This window comes from Paraburkholderia sp. BL21I4N1 (assembly GCF_002973525.1).
Taxonomy (GTDB): domain Bacteria; phylum Pseudomonadota; class Gammaproteobacteria; order Burkholderiales; family Burkholderiaceae; genus Paraburkholderia.
In genome coordinates this window covers 550,238-563,628 of sequence record NZ_PVEN01000001.1, presented here as the reverse complement: position 1 = coordinate 563,628, position 13,391 = coordinate 550,238, and the positions used below count along the sequence as shown (strand labels likewise).

The 13,391-nt window shown below is 63.4% G+C and carries 17 protein-coding genes; 4 read left to right on the top strand and 13 right to left on the bottom strand.

All coding sequences use genetic code 11. The features are described from left to right. Positions 1 to 41: 41 nt before the first annotated feature. The gene (locus tag B0G83_RS02385) at positions 42 to 1,700 is read right to left on the bottom strand and encodes a PepSY domain-containing protein (RefSeq protein ID WP_105505814.1); all 1,659 of its coding nucleotides are present in this window, start codon (positions 1,698 to 1,700) and stop codon (positions 42 to 44) included. Positions 1,701 to 1,757: 57 nt separating this feature from the next. Then, complete coding sequence (locus B0G83_RS02380) at positions 1,758 to 2,018, bottom strand: hypothetical protein (protein WP_258167651.1); 261 nt, start codon at positions 2,016 to 2,018, stop codon at positions 1,758 to 1,760. Between the two features lie 6 nt (positions 2,019 to 2,024). Here B0G83_RS02380 and B0G83_RS38460 point away from each other — a divergent pair, with 6 nt between their 5' ends. After that, positions 2,025 to 2,297, top strand: a complete 273-nt coding sequence (locus tag B0G83_RS38460; protein ID WP_181156730.1) for a hypothetical protein — start codon at positions 2,025 to 2,027, stop codon at positions 2,295 to 2,297. A 170-nt stretch (positions 2,298 to 2,467) separates the two neighbouring features. On the opposite strand, the gene B0G83_RS02370 is transcribed toward B0G83_RS38460, so the two are convergent. From B0G83_RS02370 to B0G83_RS02355, 4 genes are all read right to left on the bottom strand, one after another. Then, positions 2,468 to 3,619: a porin gene (locus tag B0G83_RS02370; protein WP_105505811.1), complete on the bottom strand. Its 1,152-nt coding sequence runs from the start codon at positions 3,617 to 3,619 to the stop codon at positions 2,468 to 2,470. 127 nt (positions 3,620 to 3,746) lie between these two features. Next, positions 3,747 to 4,565 carry an ABC transporter ATP-binding protein gene (locus B0G83_RS02365; RefSeq protein WP_105505810.1) on the bottom strand — a complete coding sequence of 273 codons (819 nt, stop codon included), beginning with the start codon at positions 4,563 to 4,565 and terminating at the stop codon, positions 3,747 to 3,749. Further along, a complete protein-coding gene (locus tag B0G83_RS02360; protein WP_105505809.1) occupies positions 4,562 to 5,632 on the bottom strand; it encodes an iron ABC transporter permease in 1,071 nt (356 codons plus the stop codon). The genes B0G83_RS02365 and B0G83_RS02360 overlap by 4 nt, the downstream gene beginning before the upstream one ends. Positions 5,633 to 5,651: 19 nt before the next feature. Then, the gene (locus B0G83_RS02355) at positions 5,652 to 6,824 is read right to left on the bottom strand and encodes an ABC transporter substrate-binding protein (protein WP_258167650.1); all 1,173 of its coding nucleotides are present in this window, start codon (positions 6,822 to 6,824) and stop codon (positions 5,652 to 5,654) included. 265 nt (positions 6,825 to 7,089) lie between these two features. On the opposite strand from B0G83_RS02355, the gene B0G83_RS02350 reads away from it, so the two are divergent. Then, complete coding sequence (locus tag B0G83_RS02350) at positions 7,090 to 7,803, top strand: response regulator (protein WP_105505807.1); 714 nt, start codon at positions 7,090 to 7,092, stop codon at positions 7,801 to 7,803. A 13-nt stretch (positions 7,804 to 7,816) separates the two neighbouring features. Then, complete coding sequence (locus B0G83_RS02345; protein WP_258167649.1) at positions 7,817 to 9,271, top strand: ATP-binding protein; 1,455 nt, start codon at positions 7,817 to 7,819, stop codon at positions 9,269 to 9,271. A 14-nt stretch (positions 9,272 to 9,285) separates the two neighbouring features. On the opposite strand, the gene B0G83_RS39435 is transcribed toward B0G83_RS02345, so the two are convergent. The 7 genes from B0G83_RS39435 to B0G83_RS02320 form a co-directional block, all read right to left on the bottom strand. Further along, positions 9,286 to 9,582, bottom strand: coding sequence for a glutathione binding-like protein (locus tag B0G83_RS39435; protein ID WP_308701378.1), 297 nt, complete (start codon positions 9,580 to 9,582; stop codon positions 9,286 to 9,288). Beyond that, positions 9,570 to 9,941 carry a glutathione S-transferase gene (locus B0G83_RS39430; protein ID WP_308701377.1) on the bottom strand — a complete coding sequence of 124 codons (372 nt, stop codon included), beginning with the start codon at positions 9,939 to 9,941 and terminating at the stop codon, positions 9,570 to 9,572. Before B0G83_RS39430 ends, B0G83_RS39435 begins: the two co-directional genes overlap by 13 nt. A gap of 58 nt (positions 9,942 to 9,999) precedes the next feature. Beyond that, positions 10,000 to 10,980 carry a zinc-binding dehydrogenase gene (locus B0G83_RS02335; protein WP_105505806.1) on the bottom strand — a complete coding sequence of 327 codons (981 nt, stop codon included), beginning with the start codon at positions 10,978 to 10,980 and terminating at the stop codon, positions 10,000 to 10,002. Between the two features lie 108 nt (positions 10,981 to 11,088). Next, entirely contained in the window at positions 11,089 to 11,679 is a 591-nt protein-coding gene (locus B0G83_RS02330; protein ID WP_105505805.1) for a TetR/AcrR family transcriptional regulator, read from the bottom strand. 51 nt (positions 11,680 to 11,730) lie between these two features. After that, complete coding sequence (locus B0G83_RS39030; RefSeq protein ID WP_258167648.1) at positions 11,731 to 11,862, bottom strand: hypothetical protein; 132 nt, start codon at positions 11,860 to 11,862, stop codon at positions 11,731 to 11,733. Positions 11,863 to 11,879: 17 nt separating this feature from the next. Further along, entirely contained in the window at positions 11,880 to 12,200 is a 321-nt protein-coding gene (locus B0G83_RS02325) for a hypothetical protein (RefSeq protein ID WP_105505804.1), read from the bottom strand. 13 nt (positions 12,201 to 12,213) lie between these two features. Then, complete coding sequence (locus B0G83_RS02320) at positions 12,214 to 12,411, bottom strand: hypothetical protein (RefSeq protein WP_105505803.1); 198 nt, start codon at positions 12,409 to 12,411, stop codon at positions 12,214 to 12,216. 343 nt (positions 12,412 to 12,754) lie between these two features. On the opposite strand from B0G83_RS02320, the gene B0G83_RS02315 reads away from it, so the two are divergent. Beyond that, a complete protein-coding gene (locus tag B0G83_RS02315) occupies positions 12,755 to 13,378 on the top strand; it encodes a LysE family translocator (protein ID WP_105505802.1) in 624 nt (207 codons plus the stop codon). Positions 13,379 to 13,391 lie beyond the last annotated feature (13 nt).

Sequence of the window (13,391 nt, the reverse complement as noted above, 5' to 3'; positions counted from 1 at the left end):
CTGATGGCTCGGCGGCGATTTTTTTATGTGGCGGAGGGTGGTTAGCGTCCGTGTTGCTCTGCGTCGACCGGTGCAACTGTGTCATCCGCGTCACTCGCCATGGCAGCGCGCCCCGAGGGCAGCGACCATACGCTATCCACCCGCGCCGACCCGACACGCACACGCGTCTTGCGCCACATCCACGCAAAACACAGCGCGCCGAGCGCCGCGCCGAGATCGACGCCGAGCGGGCCGGCGTCCGTGGAGAACCACAAGCCGCTCGACGGCACGAGCCAACCGGTCAGACTCGCCATCGGAATCGCCGCCGTGCACAACGTCGCCAACGCCAGCAATTCCACCGACCCGCGCGCGGCGCCGCGCAACATCGCCCAGACGATCGCCGCGACAAACGCCGTGTAGTAGATGCCGATATGCCACCCCGACAGATTGTTCGCATGGCCGGCGAGCAGCTTGCCGGCCGCGAGCGTCGCCGAGATACCGCAGATGCAGCCGAGCGTCACACCGACCGTCAACGACGCCATCACAAAGGTCGCGCGACGTTGCGTGACCGGCACGCCGTCGCGCCGCATCGCCTTGCGGCGGCTTTCGATCCACAGCAGGTTGCCCGAGTAGAACAGGAACGCGCCTGCGAGCCCGAGCACGAAATACCCCCAGCGCACCGGCGCACCGCCGTAGCTGCCGAAATGCAGCGCATAGAACGCGCTCGTCGAGGCCGACCAATGGTTGCCGTTGCCTTCGCCCGGCAGAAACTGTGCGTTCAGAAACGCGCCGCTGAACGGGTCCATCAACGCGAAGCCGCCGTAGCGCGCCAGATAGCCGGCATCGTCGCCCGCCACAAATACCGTCGCGCCGGCTGCTCCCGCGCTGCGGTAACGCAACGCCGTCGGCACGAAATGCGGGGCGCGTTCATGGACTTTCGCGAGCAACTGGGCAGGCGGCAGCATCGCGGGCACGGACGCCCCCTGCGACCCAGCCGGCCCCTTCGCGAAGAACGGGTTTTGCGCGGTCATCATCGGCTTGAGCGAGCCTTCGTACATCAGCTTGTCCTGCACGTCGAAGATATAGTCGCCCAGACCGAACGCGACCGCCGACAAAGCCATCACCAGATGAAACGGCAGGCTCAGAATACCGACCACGTTGTGCGCGTCCAGCCACATCCGCTTCAGGTTCTTGCCAATGCGCAACGCGAACAGATCCTTCAACAGCGTCGGCAGCAGCACGATCACCCCGGACACCAGCGCGAGTCCGTACAGCAGCGACACCACGCCCATCACGCTCACGCCGACGTTGTAGCCACCCGGCACACCGCCCGTCATATGCAGCGCGTCGATGAGCCGCGCCGCGTCGGAAGGCCGGCTCGACGCCGCGTGCAAGCCGCCCTGCCCGTCGAGCCATGCCTGCCAGCGCTGCCCCGGTGCGGCTTGCCAGGAAAGCCGCACCCGGTCCGCATCGACGAGCGTCAGCGTGAACAGCTTGCGCGCCGCCGGATAAGCGCTGAGCGTGCGGTCGATCAGGGCATCCGCACGGTCGAGCGGCACCGTCGGCGTGGCGACGACCGCGGGCGGCGTAGTCCAGTCGCTCAGCGAATCCTTGAACATGGTGATCGCGCCCGCGTAGAACGCGATGAAAAGCAGCAGACCGGCGACGATGCCGGTCCACGTATGAACGGTCTTATAGACGCGAAGAATATCGCTACGCATGCTGAACGAAAGATGAAGCGAGCGGCGCGCCGCTCATGGAATAAACGGCCGAAGCGCTCAGACCGGCCCGCGCTGGCAGAGCAGAACCAGCGCGAACGCGGTTACGTTCGCCACCGCGAGCCAGGCGACCGCGCGGACGACGCCACGAAACAGAAACGTTGCGGACGCAACCGCTATCCAGACCGGCGGCACGAGCCACATCGCGACATGGAATTTGCTGGCTGCGGTGAGACCGCCCGGCGATAAACGTGCGAGCAACACGCTCGCCGCGATCGCGAGACCGAAACCGCCGAGCATGCCGATCACGAATTTCAGCACCAGCCCATGCTCGATCGAACCGGCAGCACGCCGGTGAGTCGCAGCGCGCGTCATCGTGCGGTACGCCTGAGGCGCGTCCGTTCGATCAGCGCGCCGACAAACGGATACACGGTCAAACTCGCCATTAGCGTCGTGACGACTACCGACAGCGACGTGGCCGGTTCCATGGCGCTAGTCGCCAAACCAATCGAAAACGCGACGCAAACCGCCGCCGCGCAGCGTGCCAAACGTGCCGGCAATGGCGCGCGCAACCAGCGCTGCCCCGGCATGCTGCAATAAAAAAACAACGCGCCGGCACAGGCCAGCGCGACGATGAAAAGGTTACCCATGGTTCGACGAAACGGCGTCCGAGGTCAGAGCTTGCTAATGAGAATTATTATCATACACGCGCGGTCGTTTTTTCGTCTCGAAGCGTGGCGGCGTTCATTGAACGCGCCACGCTCAATACTTTAGAAACGGTGCCGCATACCCGCCGCCACGACGACCTGCTGGTTGGTCGACGAAGCGGTCTGGCCGCTGACATCGGCGGTTAGGCCCGAGCCGTCGGCGCTGATGTGTTCATAGCTGCCTTGCAGATACACATCGGTCCGCTTGGACAGCGCATAGTCCGCCTGCAGCGACACTTCATGCCACTTCGGATGATGCTCGCCGTGCGCATTCGACAACGCGCCGGACGTGTACGTGTACTCGCCGTTGAGACTCAACGCCGCCGTCAATGCATAGATCGCGTTCGCTTCGTAGTTGCTGAAGCTCGCACCCTGACCGTTCTGCACGAGGCCGAGACTGTTCGCGCCGTTGATCGTAGCGAGTCCGCCGAGTTGCGTGCGGGTCCACACAAAGCCGAAGGTCGCCGCGCCGAGCGCGTAGTTCGCGCCCGCGCCGTAGGTGCGCTGGCGCGCCGCGATAAAGGTACGATCGGTCAGCGTCAACGCGCCGTTCGTGTTGCTGCTGCCGCCGTTGTTCGCCTGCAGATAACCGGCGCCGAGACTCAACGGACCCGCGTTATACGACGCGCCGAAGCTATACAAACGGTTGTCGTCGAAACCCGCGGCTTCGTTCGAGAAGCCGTACAACGCGCCAAAGCGCAGGCCGGCATAGTCGTTACTCGCGAACTTCAGCGAGTTGTTCGCGCGAAACGAATTGTTCAGATTGTCGTTGTCATACGGATGCGCGGACAGATTATTGCCGCCGGGATGATGTCCGGTGAAACTAAGCGGCGCCAGATAGTCCACCACCGAATCGTACTGCCGCCCGAGCGTGATCGTGCCGAGGCTGTTGTTCGTCAGCCCGGTGTACGCCTGATAGCCGAACATGCGGCCGCCCTGGCGCAGCGTGCCGTTCATCACGCTGAAGCCGCTTTCGAGCTGGAAAATCGCCGCGGTGCCGCCGCCCAGATCTTCGCGGCCGCGAAAGCCCCAATGGCTGCCCGTCACGTTGCCGCTGCCCGCCTGCACGTTGCCGTGGCCGTTCTGGTTGTTCGTGTAAGACAAGCCCGCATCGATAATGCCGTACAGCGACACGCTCGACTGCGCGTGCGCCATCGGTGCGTGAACCGCGCCATACCCCGCCGCGCACGCGGCAATCATCAGAACCTTCTTCATTGTTTTCCCCTGGTCAGTCGAAAGATGTCTGCAACCGCAAGCGCGTCCAACGACGCGGCGCCTTCGACGAAGGCGTCGTTCGATCTACGGCAAACGGCTTGTGTAGTGGGCTGGCTGGGCCGTGCGATTAACGGCTGGCGATGCCCGTGCGATCGGCGAGACCGTCGATCAGCACTTGATGGTGTCCGCGCGAGCACGGTTCGATTCGCGCGACGACACCGAAAACGTGAGCCAGACTCGTCGCCGTGACGACGGCAGGCGGCGGCCCGAACTGGACGATGCGGCCGTCGTGCAGCAACATCGCGCGATCGCACGCCCGCATGGCGACGTTGATGTCGTGCAACACGACGACGGTCACGATGCCGCGCTCGCGCGTCACGTCGCGCAGCACCTGCATCACGTGAAACTGATGGTTCAGATCGAGCGCGGAGAGCGGCTCGTCGAGCAGCAGCACTTGTGGATCGCGAACTAGCGCCTGCGCGATGCCCACCAATTGACGCTGTCCGCCGGACAATTCGTCGAGCGAGCGAGTAGCGAGCGGGTCGATACCGAGGCGCTGCAACACCGCATGCGCGTGCGCAATATCGTTCCCATGATGCGCACCGCGCGCCTGCAACGACGCGCCGCGCGTGGCACGGCACGCCACCAGCACCGACTCGAGCACCTGCAACCGCACGCCCGCGGGCAGCGCCTGCGGCAGATAGACCACGCTATGCGAGCGCGCGCTCGCAGCCGACAGCGCGAGCTTCTCGCCATCCAGCGACAACGCCCCGCTGCTCGCGTGCGTGAGACCCGCCAACGTGCGCAGCAAGGTGGATTTGCCGCTGCCGTTCGGACCGAGCAGCGCGGTGATCTGACCGCGCGGCAGCGGTCCGGCGTCGAGCGAAACGAGAACCTGGCGACGTCCGTAATTGACGCTCAGATCGTGAATATGCAGTCCGCTCATGCGAGTTGCCCCTGCGACCGCACGACAATGCCGAGAAACAGCGGAATGCCCACCAAGGCCGTGACGATGCCGACCGGAATCAGCACGCCCGGAATGATCAGCTTCGACGCAATCGACGCCAGCGACAACATCAGCGCGCCGAGCAACGCACTGCCCGGCAGATAAAAACGATGGTCCTCGCCGAACAGCGTCCGCGCGATATGCGGCGCGATCAGCCCGACAAAACCGATGGTGCCGACGAACGACACCGCGAGCGCCGACAACACCGAGACGCGCAACAGCGTGCCCAGCCGCAAACGTCGCACGTCGATGCCAAAGCTCGCCGCGCGATCCTCGCCGAGGCGCAGCGCGGTGAGCGTCCACGCGTTGCGCATCGACATCGGCAACGCGATCGCGAGCGCCACGCTCAGCACGGCGATCTTCGTCCAGTCGGCGCGAGCGAGCGAACCCAGCGTCCAGAACACGAGTCCCTGCAGCGCATCCGCCGAGGCGATGAACTGCATCAGCGACACCAGCGCGTGAAACGCGAACACCAGCGCGATCCCCATCAGCACCACGCCTGCCGTGCTCATGCCGCGCCAACGCGCGACGCCGTCGAGTACCAGCGCGGACAACAACGCGAACACGAAGGCATTCGCGGAAACGATCCACGTTTGGGACACGCCCGGAATCGCGATGTCGAGCACGATCGCGAGCGACGCGCCGAAGGCCGCCGCCGCCGACACGCCGAGCGTGTACGGACTCGCAAGCGGATTGTTGAGGATGGTCTGCATCTCCGCGCCCGAGAGGCCCAGCGACGCGCCCACGATCAACGCCATCACCGCATACGGCAAGCGGATCTGCCAGACGATCACGCTCGTCGCCGGATCGGCGGAGGCCGGATCGAACACCGTGCGCAACAGCGACGCAATCGGCAAACCCGACGGACCGGAGCGCAGATCGAACAGCAGCGCGCAGACGATCAACGCGGCGAGCGCCACCAGCGATAGCACGCGTCGTTGCGTAAGACGCCGGTAGCTGCGCACGCTGGCGCCGTGCGGATCAACCTGATTCACAAACGTGGACATCGACTCGATCCCGCTCCGGCTAGTGCGACGCGAGCGCCGCGACGCTGGCGGTGCCGTCGACCCAGTACGCGCCGTCAGGCGGCACCGCGAGGAAGCGGCGATACAGTTCCGCTTGCGCTGCATGCACGTCGAGGTCCTTGAACTGCTGCGGGTAGAACCATTTCGCGAAAGCCTCAATCGCGACGATGTTGTACGGCGAGTCGTAGTAGTTGTGCGAGATGCCATGCACGCGGCCGTCGTGGATCGCCTTGATCGTGTCGAAGCCTGGCCGCGCGACCAGCGTCGCGAGACTGGCGCGCGCGTCGGCGTCACTCGTCAACGCTCCGACACGCAGCGACGCGAGGCCCGCTTTCGTGCGGCTGCCTGTCGCGATGTAGACGTCCGGGCGCGCCGCGATCACCTGTTCCATGCTGATGTCGCCGAGCACGCCGGGCACGAGGCCCGCGGCGATGTTGCGGCCGCCGGCCGCCGTAATGAACTCGCCGAAGTTGCCGTTGCCGGCGGTGTGGCAGCACCCCGCGTCCCACACACCCGCGAGCAGATCGACGAACACCTTCGGCCGTTGCGCCTGCGGCACCGCGTTCACCACGCTTTGCACGCGCGCCAGATGCTGTCGATAGAACTGCGCGTACGCATCGGCTTCCTTCTCGCGATGCATTACCGCACCGAGCAGCTTGATACTCGGCAACGTGTTTTGCAGCGGATGCAGCCGGAAATCGACGAATACCACCGTCGTGCCGGTCGCTTCGAGTTGCTTGACGAGGGCGTTATAACGGCTCGGGCCATGACCGCCGAGGCTGAAAATCGCGAGGTCCGGTTTCAGGCTCAGCGCTTTCTCGTCGCTGATGCTGTCTTCGGTCGCTTTGCCGATCAGCGGAATCTGCTTGATGCCGGGGAAAGTCTGCGCGTACGCGTTGAAGGTCTGCGGGTCCATCGCCGGTAAATCGCCTTGCCAGCCGACAATGCGCGTGAGCGGCTGTTTGCCTTCGAGCAGCGCGACCGCCATCAGCAGACGGCTTTCGCCGAGCAGAATGCGATGCGGCTCGGCGGGAATCCTGACGGTGCGGCCGGCGAGATCGGTGACGGTGCTGGATGCGGCGGGCGTCATTGGCGTCGATGCGGCGGGCGTGGCCGACGCCGCGAAAGTGTCAGCGCTACCGACTGTCGCGACCAGTGCGATCGACGAACTCATCGCCGCCGCGACGACGCTCAGCCGCGCAAAACGAGCGCGGCGGGCAAAGCTCCGAAAAATCGACATGATATAGTTAGTGAATGAGAATGATTGCCATTTGCCCGCCACTTTAGCGGTGCGATGTAATGGCGATGTGTTGAAAAAGCGCTGTTTTGTAATGGAATGTGTTGGCACGGTTCGACCCGCATCCGGCGCTCCACGCCGACCCGCAGTACGGCTACCATGCGCATCGGCGAATCCCGGGGCACAGAACAAGAGTTTGACGATGGACCACATATTGATCGTCGATGACGATCCCAACATCCGCCATTTGCTGCGCGACTATCTGCGCGAGATGGGCTACGACGCGAGCACGGCCGGCAACGGCGCGGAGATGCAGCGCATCATTCATTCGTCGCAGGTGGATCTGGTCGTGCTGGATCTGATGCTCGACGGCGAAGACGGCCTCGACATCACTCGGGAACTGCGGCGCACGCACAGCGTGCCTATCATCATTCTGAGTGCGCGCGGCGGCCTGCTCGACCGGATTCTCGGGCTCGAAATGGGCGCGGACGATTACCTGCCCAAGCCCTTCGACCCGCGTGAACTGGTCGCTAAAATCAAGGTCGTGCTCAGGCGCACACGCGCCATGCCGGCGGCGCCGCGCGCGGATGCGAACGCGTTCGTCAGCTTCGCCGGCTGGCGGCTCGATACGCGCATGAAGCAGATGCTCTCGCCGGAAGGCGTCGTCGTGTCGCTCGGCGGCTCCGATTACCGCACGCTGCGCACGTTGCTCGATCATCCGAACCGGCCGCTGTCGCGCGAGTTTTTGCTCGATCAGGTATTCGGCAAGGAGCGCACCCCGCTCGACCGTTCGATCGACGTGTGCATCAGCCGCTTGCGCCAACATCTGAAAGACAGAGCGCGGCGCGCGGAAGTGATCCGCACGGTACGCAACGAAGGTTATATGCTGGTCGCCGATGTCGCGTATGAAGCGTGAGGCGCGCGGGTTCATGAAGCGGCATTTGCTACCACGCGTGTTGCCACGCATATTGACCCGCCTGTGGCCCGACACGTTATACGGCCGGCTCGTGTTGATTCTCGTGGTCGGCATGTTCGGCGGCCAGTTGTTCACCAGCACGATCTGGTTCGAGACTCACGACAACCGCACGCTCGAAATTCCGGCCCGTCTATTTGCGAGCCGTCTCGCCGATACCGTGCGGCTCCTGCAACACGCACCCGACGACGCCGCGCGCCGCGCGATCATCGGGCAACTCGGCGACGAGCGCTATCGGCTTAAACAGATCGACGCACCGGTCGCCGCCCCCGTTGAACACGCGGAAGGTCAGATCGCGCAATACATGGTGGGCAATCTGTTGTCGGGCGTGATTGCGCGGCGTCTCCGGGAACCCGTCGACGTGCGCCTGCTCGACGCCCACCTGCGCGACGAGTCGGGTCACCACACCGGCATGCTGAGCCTGTTCAATTCACGCATGCCGACCGGCGATTTTCATGTGCAGATCAAAGTGCCGAACGGTCCCTGGCTCGATGTCGAGGCCAACGAAGGACAAGCCGGCATGCAGACCCAACCGTGGTCGCTGGTGCTTGACTATCTGCTGCGAATTTATTTCGTGCGCTTCACGGCGGTGTTTCTGCTCGCGCTCGTCGCCGTGCGTTTCGCCGTGCTTCCGCTGAGAGAACTCGCCAAGGCCGCCGAGGCACTGGGCCGAAATATTTATCGTCCGCCCTTTCCGGTCAGCGGACCGCGCGAAGTGCGCACCGCGGCGCAATCGTTCAATACGATGCAGAAGCAACTGACCGACGGCCTCGCCGCACGCACGCGTTTTCTGACCGCCGTGTCGCACGATCTGCGCTCGCCGCTCACGCGCCTGCGCTTGCGCGCCGAAATGCTGCCCGATCCGGCATGGCGTGAGCGACTGCGTGGCGATCTCGACGAGATGGAAGCGATGGTGCGCGCGACGCTCGATGCCGTGCAGGGCGTGGAAATCACCGAGGCGCGTCACGACATCGATCTCGATTCCATGCTCGACAGCATCGCCGCGGATGCGCGCGAAGCGGGCCATGAGGCGACGGTGGAAGGCAACGCGCTACGTCCCTTTCCCGGTTATCCGCGCAACCTGAAGCGTTGTTTGCAGAACCTCGTCGACAACGCGATCCGCCACGGCGGGGAAGCGTCGATACGGGTCAGCGATACGGCGGGTGAAGTACAGATCGTGATCGGCGATAACGGTCCCGGTATCGCCGATGAAGCAATGCTCGAACGTGTCTTCGAGCCGTATTTCAGACTGGCTGCGCAGAACGCCGCTGGAACCGCGGCAGCGACGGGCACCGGACTCGGGCTAACCATCGCAAGAAGTATCGCGGCCGCCCATGGCGGCACGCTCGTGCTCAGAAACCGGCCGAACGGCGGCCTCGACGCGGTTTTGACCCTGCGGCGGGATAGTTAGGAAGCCCCGGCCCGTTAAGCCCCAGCCTTTTCCATTGCGCGCTGGTACGCGGGCCGCGCCTCGAAGCGGTCGACGAACGCGGTGATGTTCGGGAACGCGTCGCGTCCGCAAAACCGCAGCGCCAACTGCGCGACGAAAGAAAGCTGGATATCCGCGCCCGACAATTCGTTACCGAGCAGATAGTCGCGACCGGCGAGCTCCTGATTCAGAAAACCCAAGTGGTTCTGCAACTCACTGCTGATTCGCGGCTGCAGCGGCGCGGCGCCATCGCCCAAGCGTGCGGTGTAGACCTTCAACATCAGCGGCAGCATGCCGAGCCTTCCGCATAGTGCAGAAACTGCGCGTAGCGGTCGTATTCGCGCGTGTCGTAAGCGGGGCTCAGACGTCCGTTGCCATAACGGCGAATCAGATAGTCCACGATCGCGCCGGACTCGAAAATCACCGTTTCGCCGTCGCGAATCACCGGAGCCTTCCCCAGCGGATGAATCGCCGTCAGTTCCGGCGGCGCGAGACGGGTGTCGGGATTGCGCTGATATTGAACCAGCTTGTAGTCGAGGCCGAGTTCTTCCAGCAGCCAGGTAATGCGACGTGAACGGGATTCGTTGAGGTGATGGACTTCGATCATGATGTGGGCGACTAGAGTGGGAAGGTGGAAGAAAAAGTGAAGCATGCGCGCAGTTGCCAATCGCAGCGAGGATCAGCAACTGCCGTGCCGCCCAGGCTCAACCTCAGGCAAATCGCAACAGCACCTTGCCCTTACGTGCGCTTTTCCCGCTCGCCTCGGCCGCCAACGCCGCGTTCTCCACGTCGAACACCGCGTCCACCGGCAACTTCAACTCGCCGGATGCCGCCAGCCCGATCAGTTCGCCGACCATGCGCGCCTTGTCCGCAGCGGAAGTCAACTCGAAAATCTTGCTGGCCCAGAAGCCTTTGACCGTGGCCTGCTTGAAGATCGCGTCACCGGAGCTGAGTCGCATCGGTTCGTTCGACATCGCACCGAACGACACCAGCGTGCCGTTTTCGCCGAGCAGACCGAAGATGTCGCCGCTCGCGTCGCCGCCTACCGAGTCGACACCCGCCATCAGCGGCGCCTCGCCGATCAACTCGCGCACGCGTTTCTTCCAGCCGTCGCCGTCCGTCGATACCGCATTGCCGATGCCGATCTCGGCCAGCTCCGCAATACCCGCTTCACGCCGAACCAGATTCACGACATGGATACCGCGTGAATTCGCAAGCATCGCCAGCGTCTTCCCTACCGCGCCATTCGCCGTGTTCTGGATGAACCACTGCCCCGCTTCCAGCTGCAGATACTCCAGCAACATCACCGCGCTCAACGGCATGGCGATCAACTGACAGCCCACTTCGTCGCTGACCGAGGCCGGCAGCGGAATCACCGCGGCCGCCGGCGCCAGTACGTAGTCGGCCCACGCCTCGTGAATACCGGCCACCACCACGCGTTGCCCCACCTTCACCTGCGCGACGCCTTCGCCCACCGCGTCGATCACACCTGCGACTTCGGTGCCGCCAACGGCCGGTAGCGTCGGCTTGTAGCCGTACTGACCGCGAATGGTCCACAGGTCGTGATTGTGGATCGGCGACAAACTCGCTTTGATTCGCACCTGGCCCGCGCCCGGATTCGGCGTGGGACGTTCAGCGAGTTGCAGCACTTCGGCCGGATTGCCGAAAGCGGAATAGATGACGCTACGCAAAGTCGATCTCCTTGAACGTGCAACGATTGAGGCTCCGCATGACACGGAGCCGGTGCTTGTAGGTGGAATACGGCGGCGGCGTGTTCACCGGCCCGACACGCCGCAAAATCACCGGGCGCGCAGCACACTTTGCGTCACGGCCATGGCTTGCGCCATTGCGCTGCCGTCCTGGCGCAGCTTGGTGACGAGCGCCGCGCCGAGCCACATGTGATAGAGCAGTTCGGCCGCCTCTTTGGCGCGGATCTCCGGCGATAGCGAGCCGTCCGCCTTGCCCTCTTCGATCACCCGCGCCAGGCGCATCATCAAACGGTCGACACCGTCGCGCAGCACGATGCGCATCTCGTCGGACAGGTCGCCGACTTCGGCGCTGAGCTTCACCACCAGACACTTTTCAGCGCCGCTTGGGTCGAGTTGCTCCTGCTGCCATGCGGACCAGTAGCTGAGCAGTTTGTCGCGACCGTTGACGCCGGGTTGGCCGAACAACGCGTCGAGCCGCGCGGCGTAATCCGCGACGTACTGTTGCAGCAGCTCGCTGCCGAACGCTTCCTTTGACCCGAAGTAGTGATAGAACGACCCTTTCGGGATGTCGGCCGTGGTCAGAATCTCGTTCAGACCGACGCCGACAAAACCCTTACGCGCAATCAGCGCCCGGCCGGCGTCGAGAATGTGCCGGCGAATGTGTGGATGGCTAGCTCTCATAGGCGACGGATTATGGCCTCAATTAGACCAGTCGTCTAGAGCGTGGAATGGCTAGCCGCGCAGCCTGTCCTGCCCGATGATGAGGGGATGAGAGAGCACCACGACCGTCACGACGAACGCCATGAGAAGCGTGTTGCCGGCACGGTTTGCCCATGTCGCGGGGCGCTTCATGGTGCGCTTCATGGCGCTCTCCCAGGCAATCAGGCAGGGCTGTAGATAATGCGCGCGAGTTCCTGATGCACTTCGAAACTCACCGAATATTCCGCCGACGCTTCGATAAAACGTAGCGCCACGCCGGATAACTCGTCGGACTGCTTTTCGCTCAACTGCGAGAGCGCCTCGGCTCCATACGTATTCGCAATGACGTCGCGCGCCCGCTGTTCCGCGTCCGCAATCGACGCGAGCAGCGAGTGGTCGCCGGACAGGGCAGCAACGGCCTTGACCGCCGCCCATTGGGCGCGGCGCGTGGTCATGACCGTTGCGGACCGGTTGCGAAAAACGCGGGCAATGAATGTGAACATGGCCCGCCTCCGTTCAAGCGACTGCGTTACCCGGTAACGTGCCCGTATCGCGTTCGACGGTTTCTTTACCGGCTTCCAGTTTCTCCGCTTCGGCCTCGCCGATGGCACGTTGCTGTGCCATCGATGCCTGGCTCCAGGTGTGGTCCTCGGGAAGCGCGGGTGTTTTGGTTGCGTTGTAGGCAGTCTTGATGAACTTCGTGAGCTTGCTCATGATGAGGTCCCGTAGCGTGTAGTGAATCAACGTGTGTGATGATTTTTATCGGCGCTTGTCTGACACGTATGCGCTCAATCTGGATGATGCAGTTCGGATGTTAGTGGCGTTGATATTTTTCAGGGGGACCGATTGTTTTTCTGTGTCGGTGAGCGCACTCAGGGTTTTCGCGAAACGTGAACGACGCGGCAAACGCGCTGTGGCAAGTTCAAACGGCCGATCGATCGAGCGCCACCCGTACCGCTCACCATCTGAAAAACCGTACAGGTACTGTACCGGCAAGCCTCGTTAGAATGCTTCGACGTCCTATTGCCAGTTTTGTCGCCAGACATCGGAGCACGCCATGTTTTACCTCAGCCTCAGCGCCCTGCCAGCCGGCATCCTGTTCGCGCTCGTCACCAGCATCACGCCCGGTCCGAACAACACGATGCTGCTCGCCTCGGGCGTCAACTTCGGTTTTCGCCGCACGTTGCCGCATCTGTCCGGGATCAGTCTGGGCGTCGTGTTGTTGATGCTGTCGGTCGGCATTGGCCTCGGTGAAGCCTTCGTCCATTTCCCGGTGCTGTACACGGTGCTCGAAGTGGCGAGCGTCGCCTATCTGCTGTATCTGGCGTGGAAGATCGGCACGTCGGGCGAATTGAAGCTCAAGAAAGGCGAACGGCGGCCCATGAAATTTCATGAGGCCATTGCGTTTCAGTGGGTCAATCCGAAAGCATGGATGATGGTGCTGACCGCCGCCACGACCATTCATCTCAGCGAGAGCTACAGCATGAACGCGGTCGCGATGGCCGCGATCTTCTACGTGATCGGTTTTCCGTGCATCTGCTTGTGGGCCGGTTTCGGCACCGCGATGCGCAGAGTGTTGTCGGACCCGAAGCGCCTGCGTATTTTCAATGTGGCGATGGCGCTGCTGCTGGTGCTGTCGTTGTATCCGATCGCGTTGAAGCTGCTCGGCCACGCAGGCTGAGCAACGTCATGGC

Bases quoted from the DNA above. Each gene is read 5' to 3' on its own strand.
- B0G83_RS02345 (WP_258167649.1), top strand. From the start codon at position 7,817: ATGAAGCGGCATTTGCTACCACGCGTGTTGCCACGCATATTGACCCGC.
- B0G83_RS02360 (WP_105505809.1), bottom strand. From the start codon at position 5,632: ATGTCCACGTTTGTGAATCAGGTTGATCCGCACGGCGCCAGCGTGCGC.
- B0G83_RS02350 (WP_105505807.1), top strand. From the start codon at position 7,090: ATGGACCACATATTGATCGTCGATGACGATCCCAACATCCGCCATTTG.
- B0G83_RS02325 (WP_105505804.1), bottom strand. From the start codon at position 12,200: ATGTTCACATTCATTGCCCGCGTTTTTCGCAACCGGTCCGCAACGGTC.
- B0G83_RS39430 (WP_308701377.1), bottom strand. From the start codon at position 9,941: ATGCTTCACTTTTTCTTCCACCTTCCCACTCTAGTCGCCCACATCATG.
- B0G83_RS38460 (WP_181156730.1), top strand. From the start codon at position 2,025: ATGCTCGATCGAACCGGCAGCACGCCGGTGAGTCGCAGCGCGCGTCAT.
- B0G83_RS02365 (WP_105505810.1), bottom strand. From the start codon at position 4,565: ATGAGCGGACTGCATATTCACGATCTGAGCGTCAATTACGGACGTCGC.
- B0G83_RS02315 (WP_105505802.1), top strand. From the start codon at position 12,755: ATGTTTTACCTCAGCCTCAGCGCCCTGCCAGCCGGCATCCTGTTCGCG.
- B0G83_RS39030 (WP_258167648.1), bottom strand. From the start codon at position 11,862: ATGAAGCGCACCATGAAGCGCCCCGCGACATGGGCAAACCGTGCCGGC.
- B0G83_RS02385 (WP_105505814.1), bottom strand. From the start codon at position 1,700: ATGCGTAGCGATATTCTTCGCGTCTATAAGACCGTTCATACGTGGACC.
- B0G83_RS02370 (WP_105505811.1), bottom strand. From the start codon at position 3,619: ATGAAGAAGGTTCTGATGATTGCCGCGTGCGCGGCGGGGTATGGCGCG.
- B0G83_RS02320 (WP_105505803.1), bottom strand. From the start codon at position 12,411: ATGAGCAAGCTCACGAAGTTCATCAAGACTGCCTACAACGCAACCAAA.
- B0G83_RS39435 (WP_308701378.1), bottom strand. From the start codon at position 9,582: ATGCTGCCGCTGATGTTGAAGGTCTACACCGCACGCTTGGGCGATGGC.
- B0G83_RS02330 (WP_105505805.1), bottom strand. From the start codon at position 11,679: ATGAGAGCTAGCCATCCACACATTCGCCGGCACATTCTCGACGCCGGC.
- B0G83_RS02355 (WP_258167650.1), bottom strand. From the start codon at position 6,824: ATGAGTTCGTCGATCGCACTGGTCGCGACAGTCGGTAGCGCTGACACT.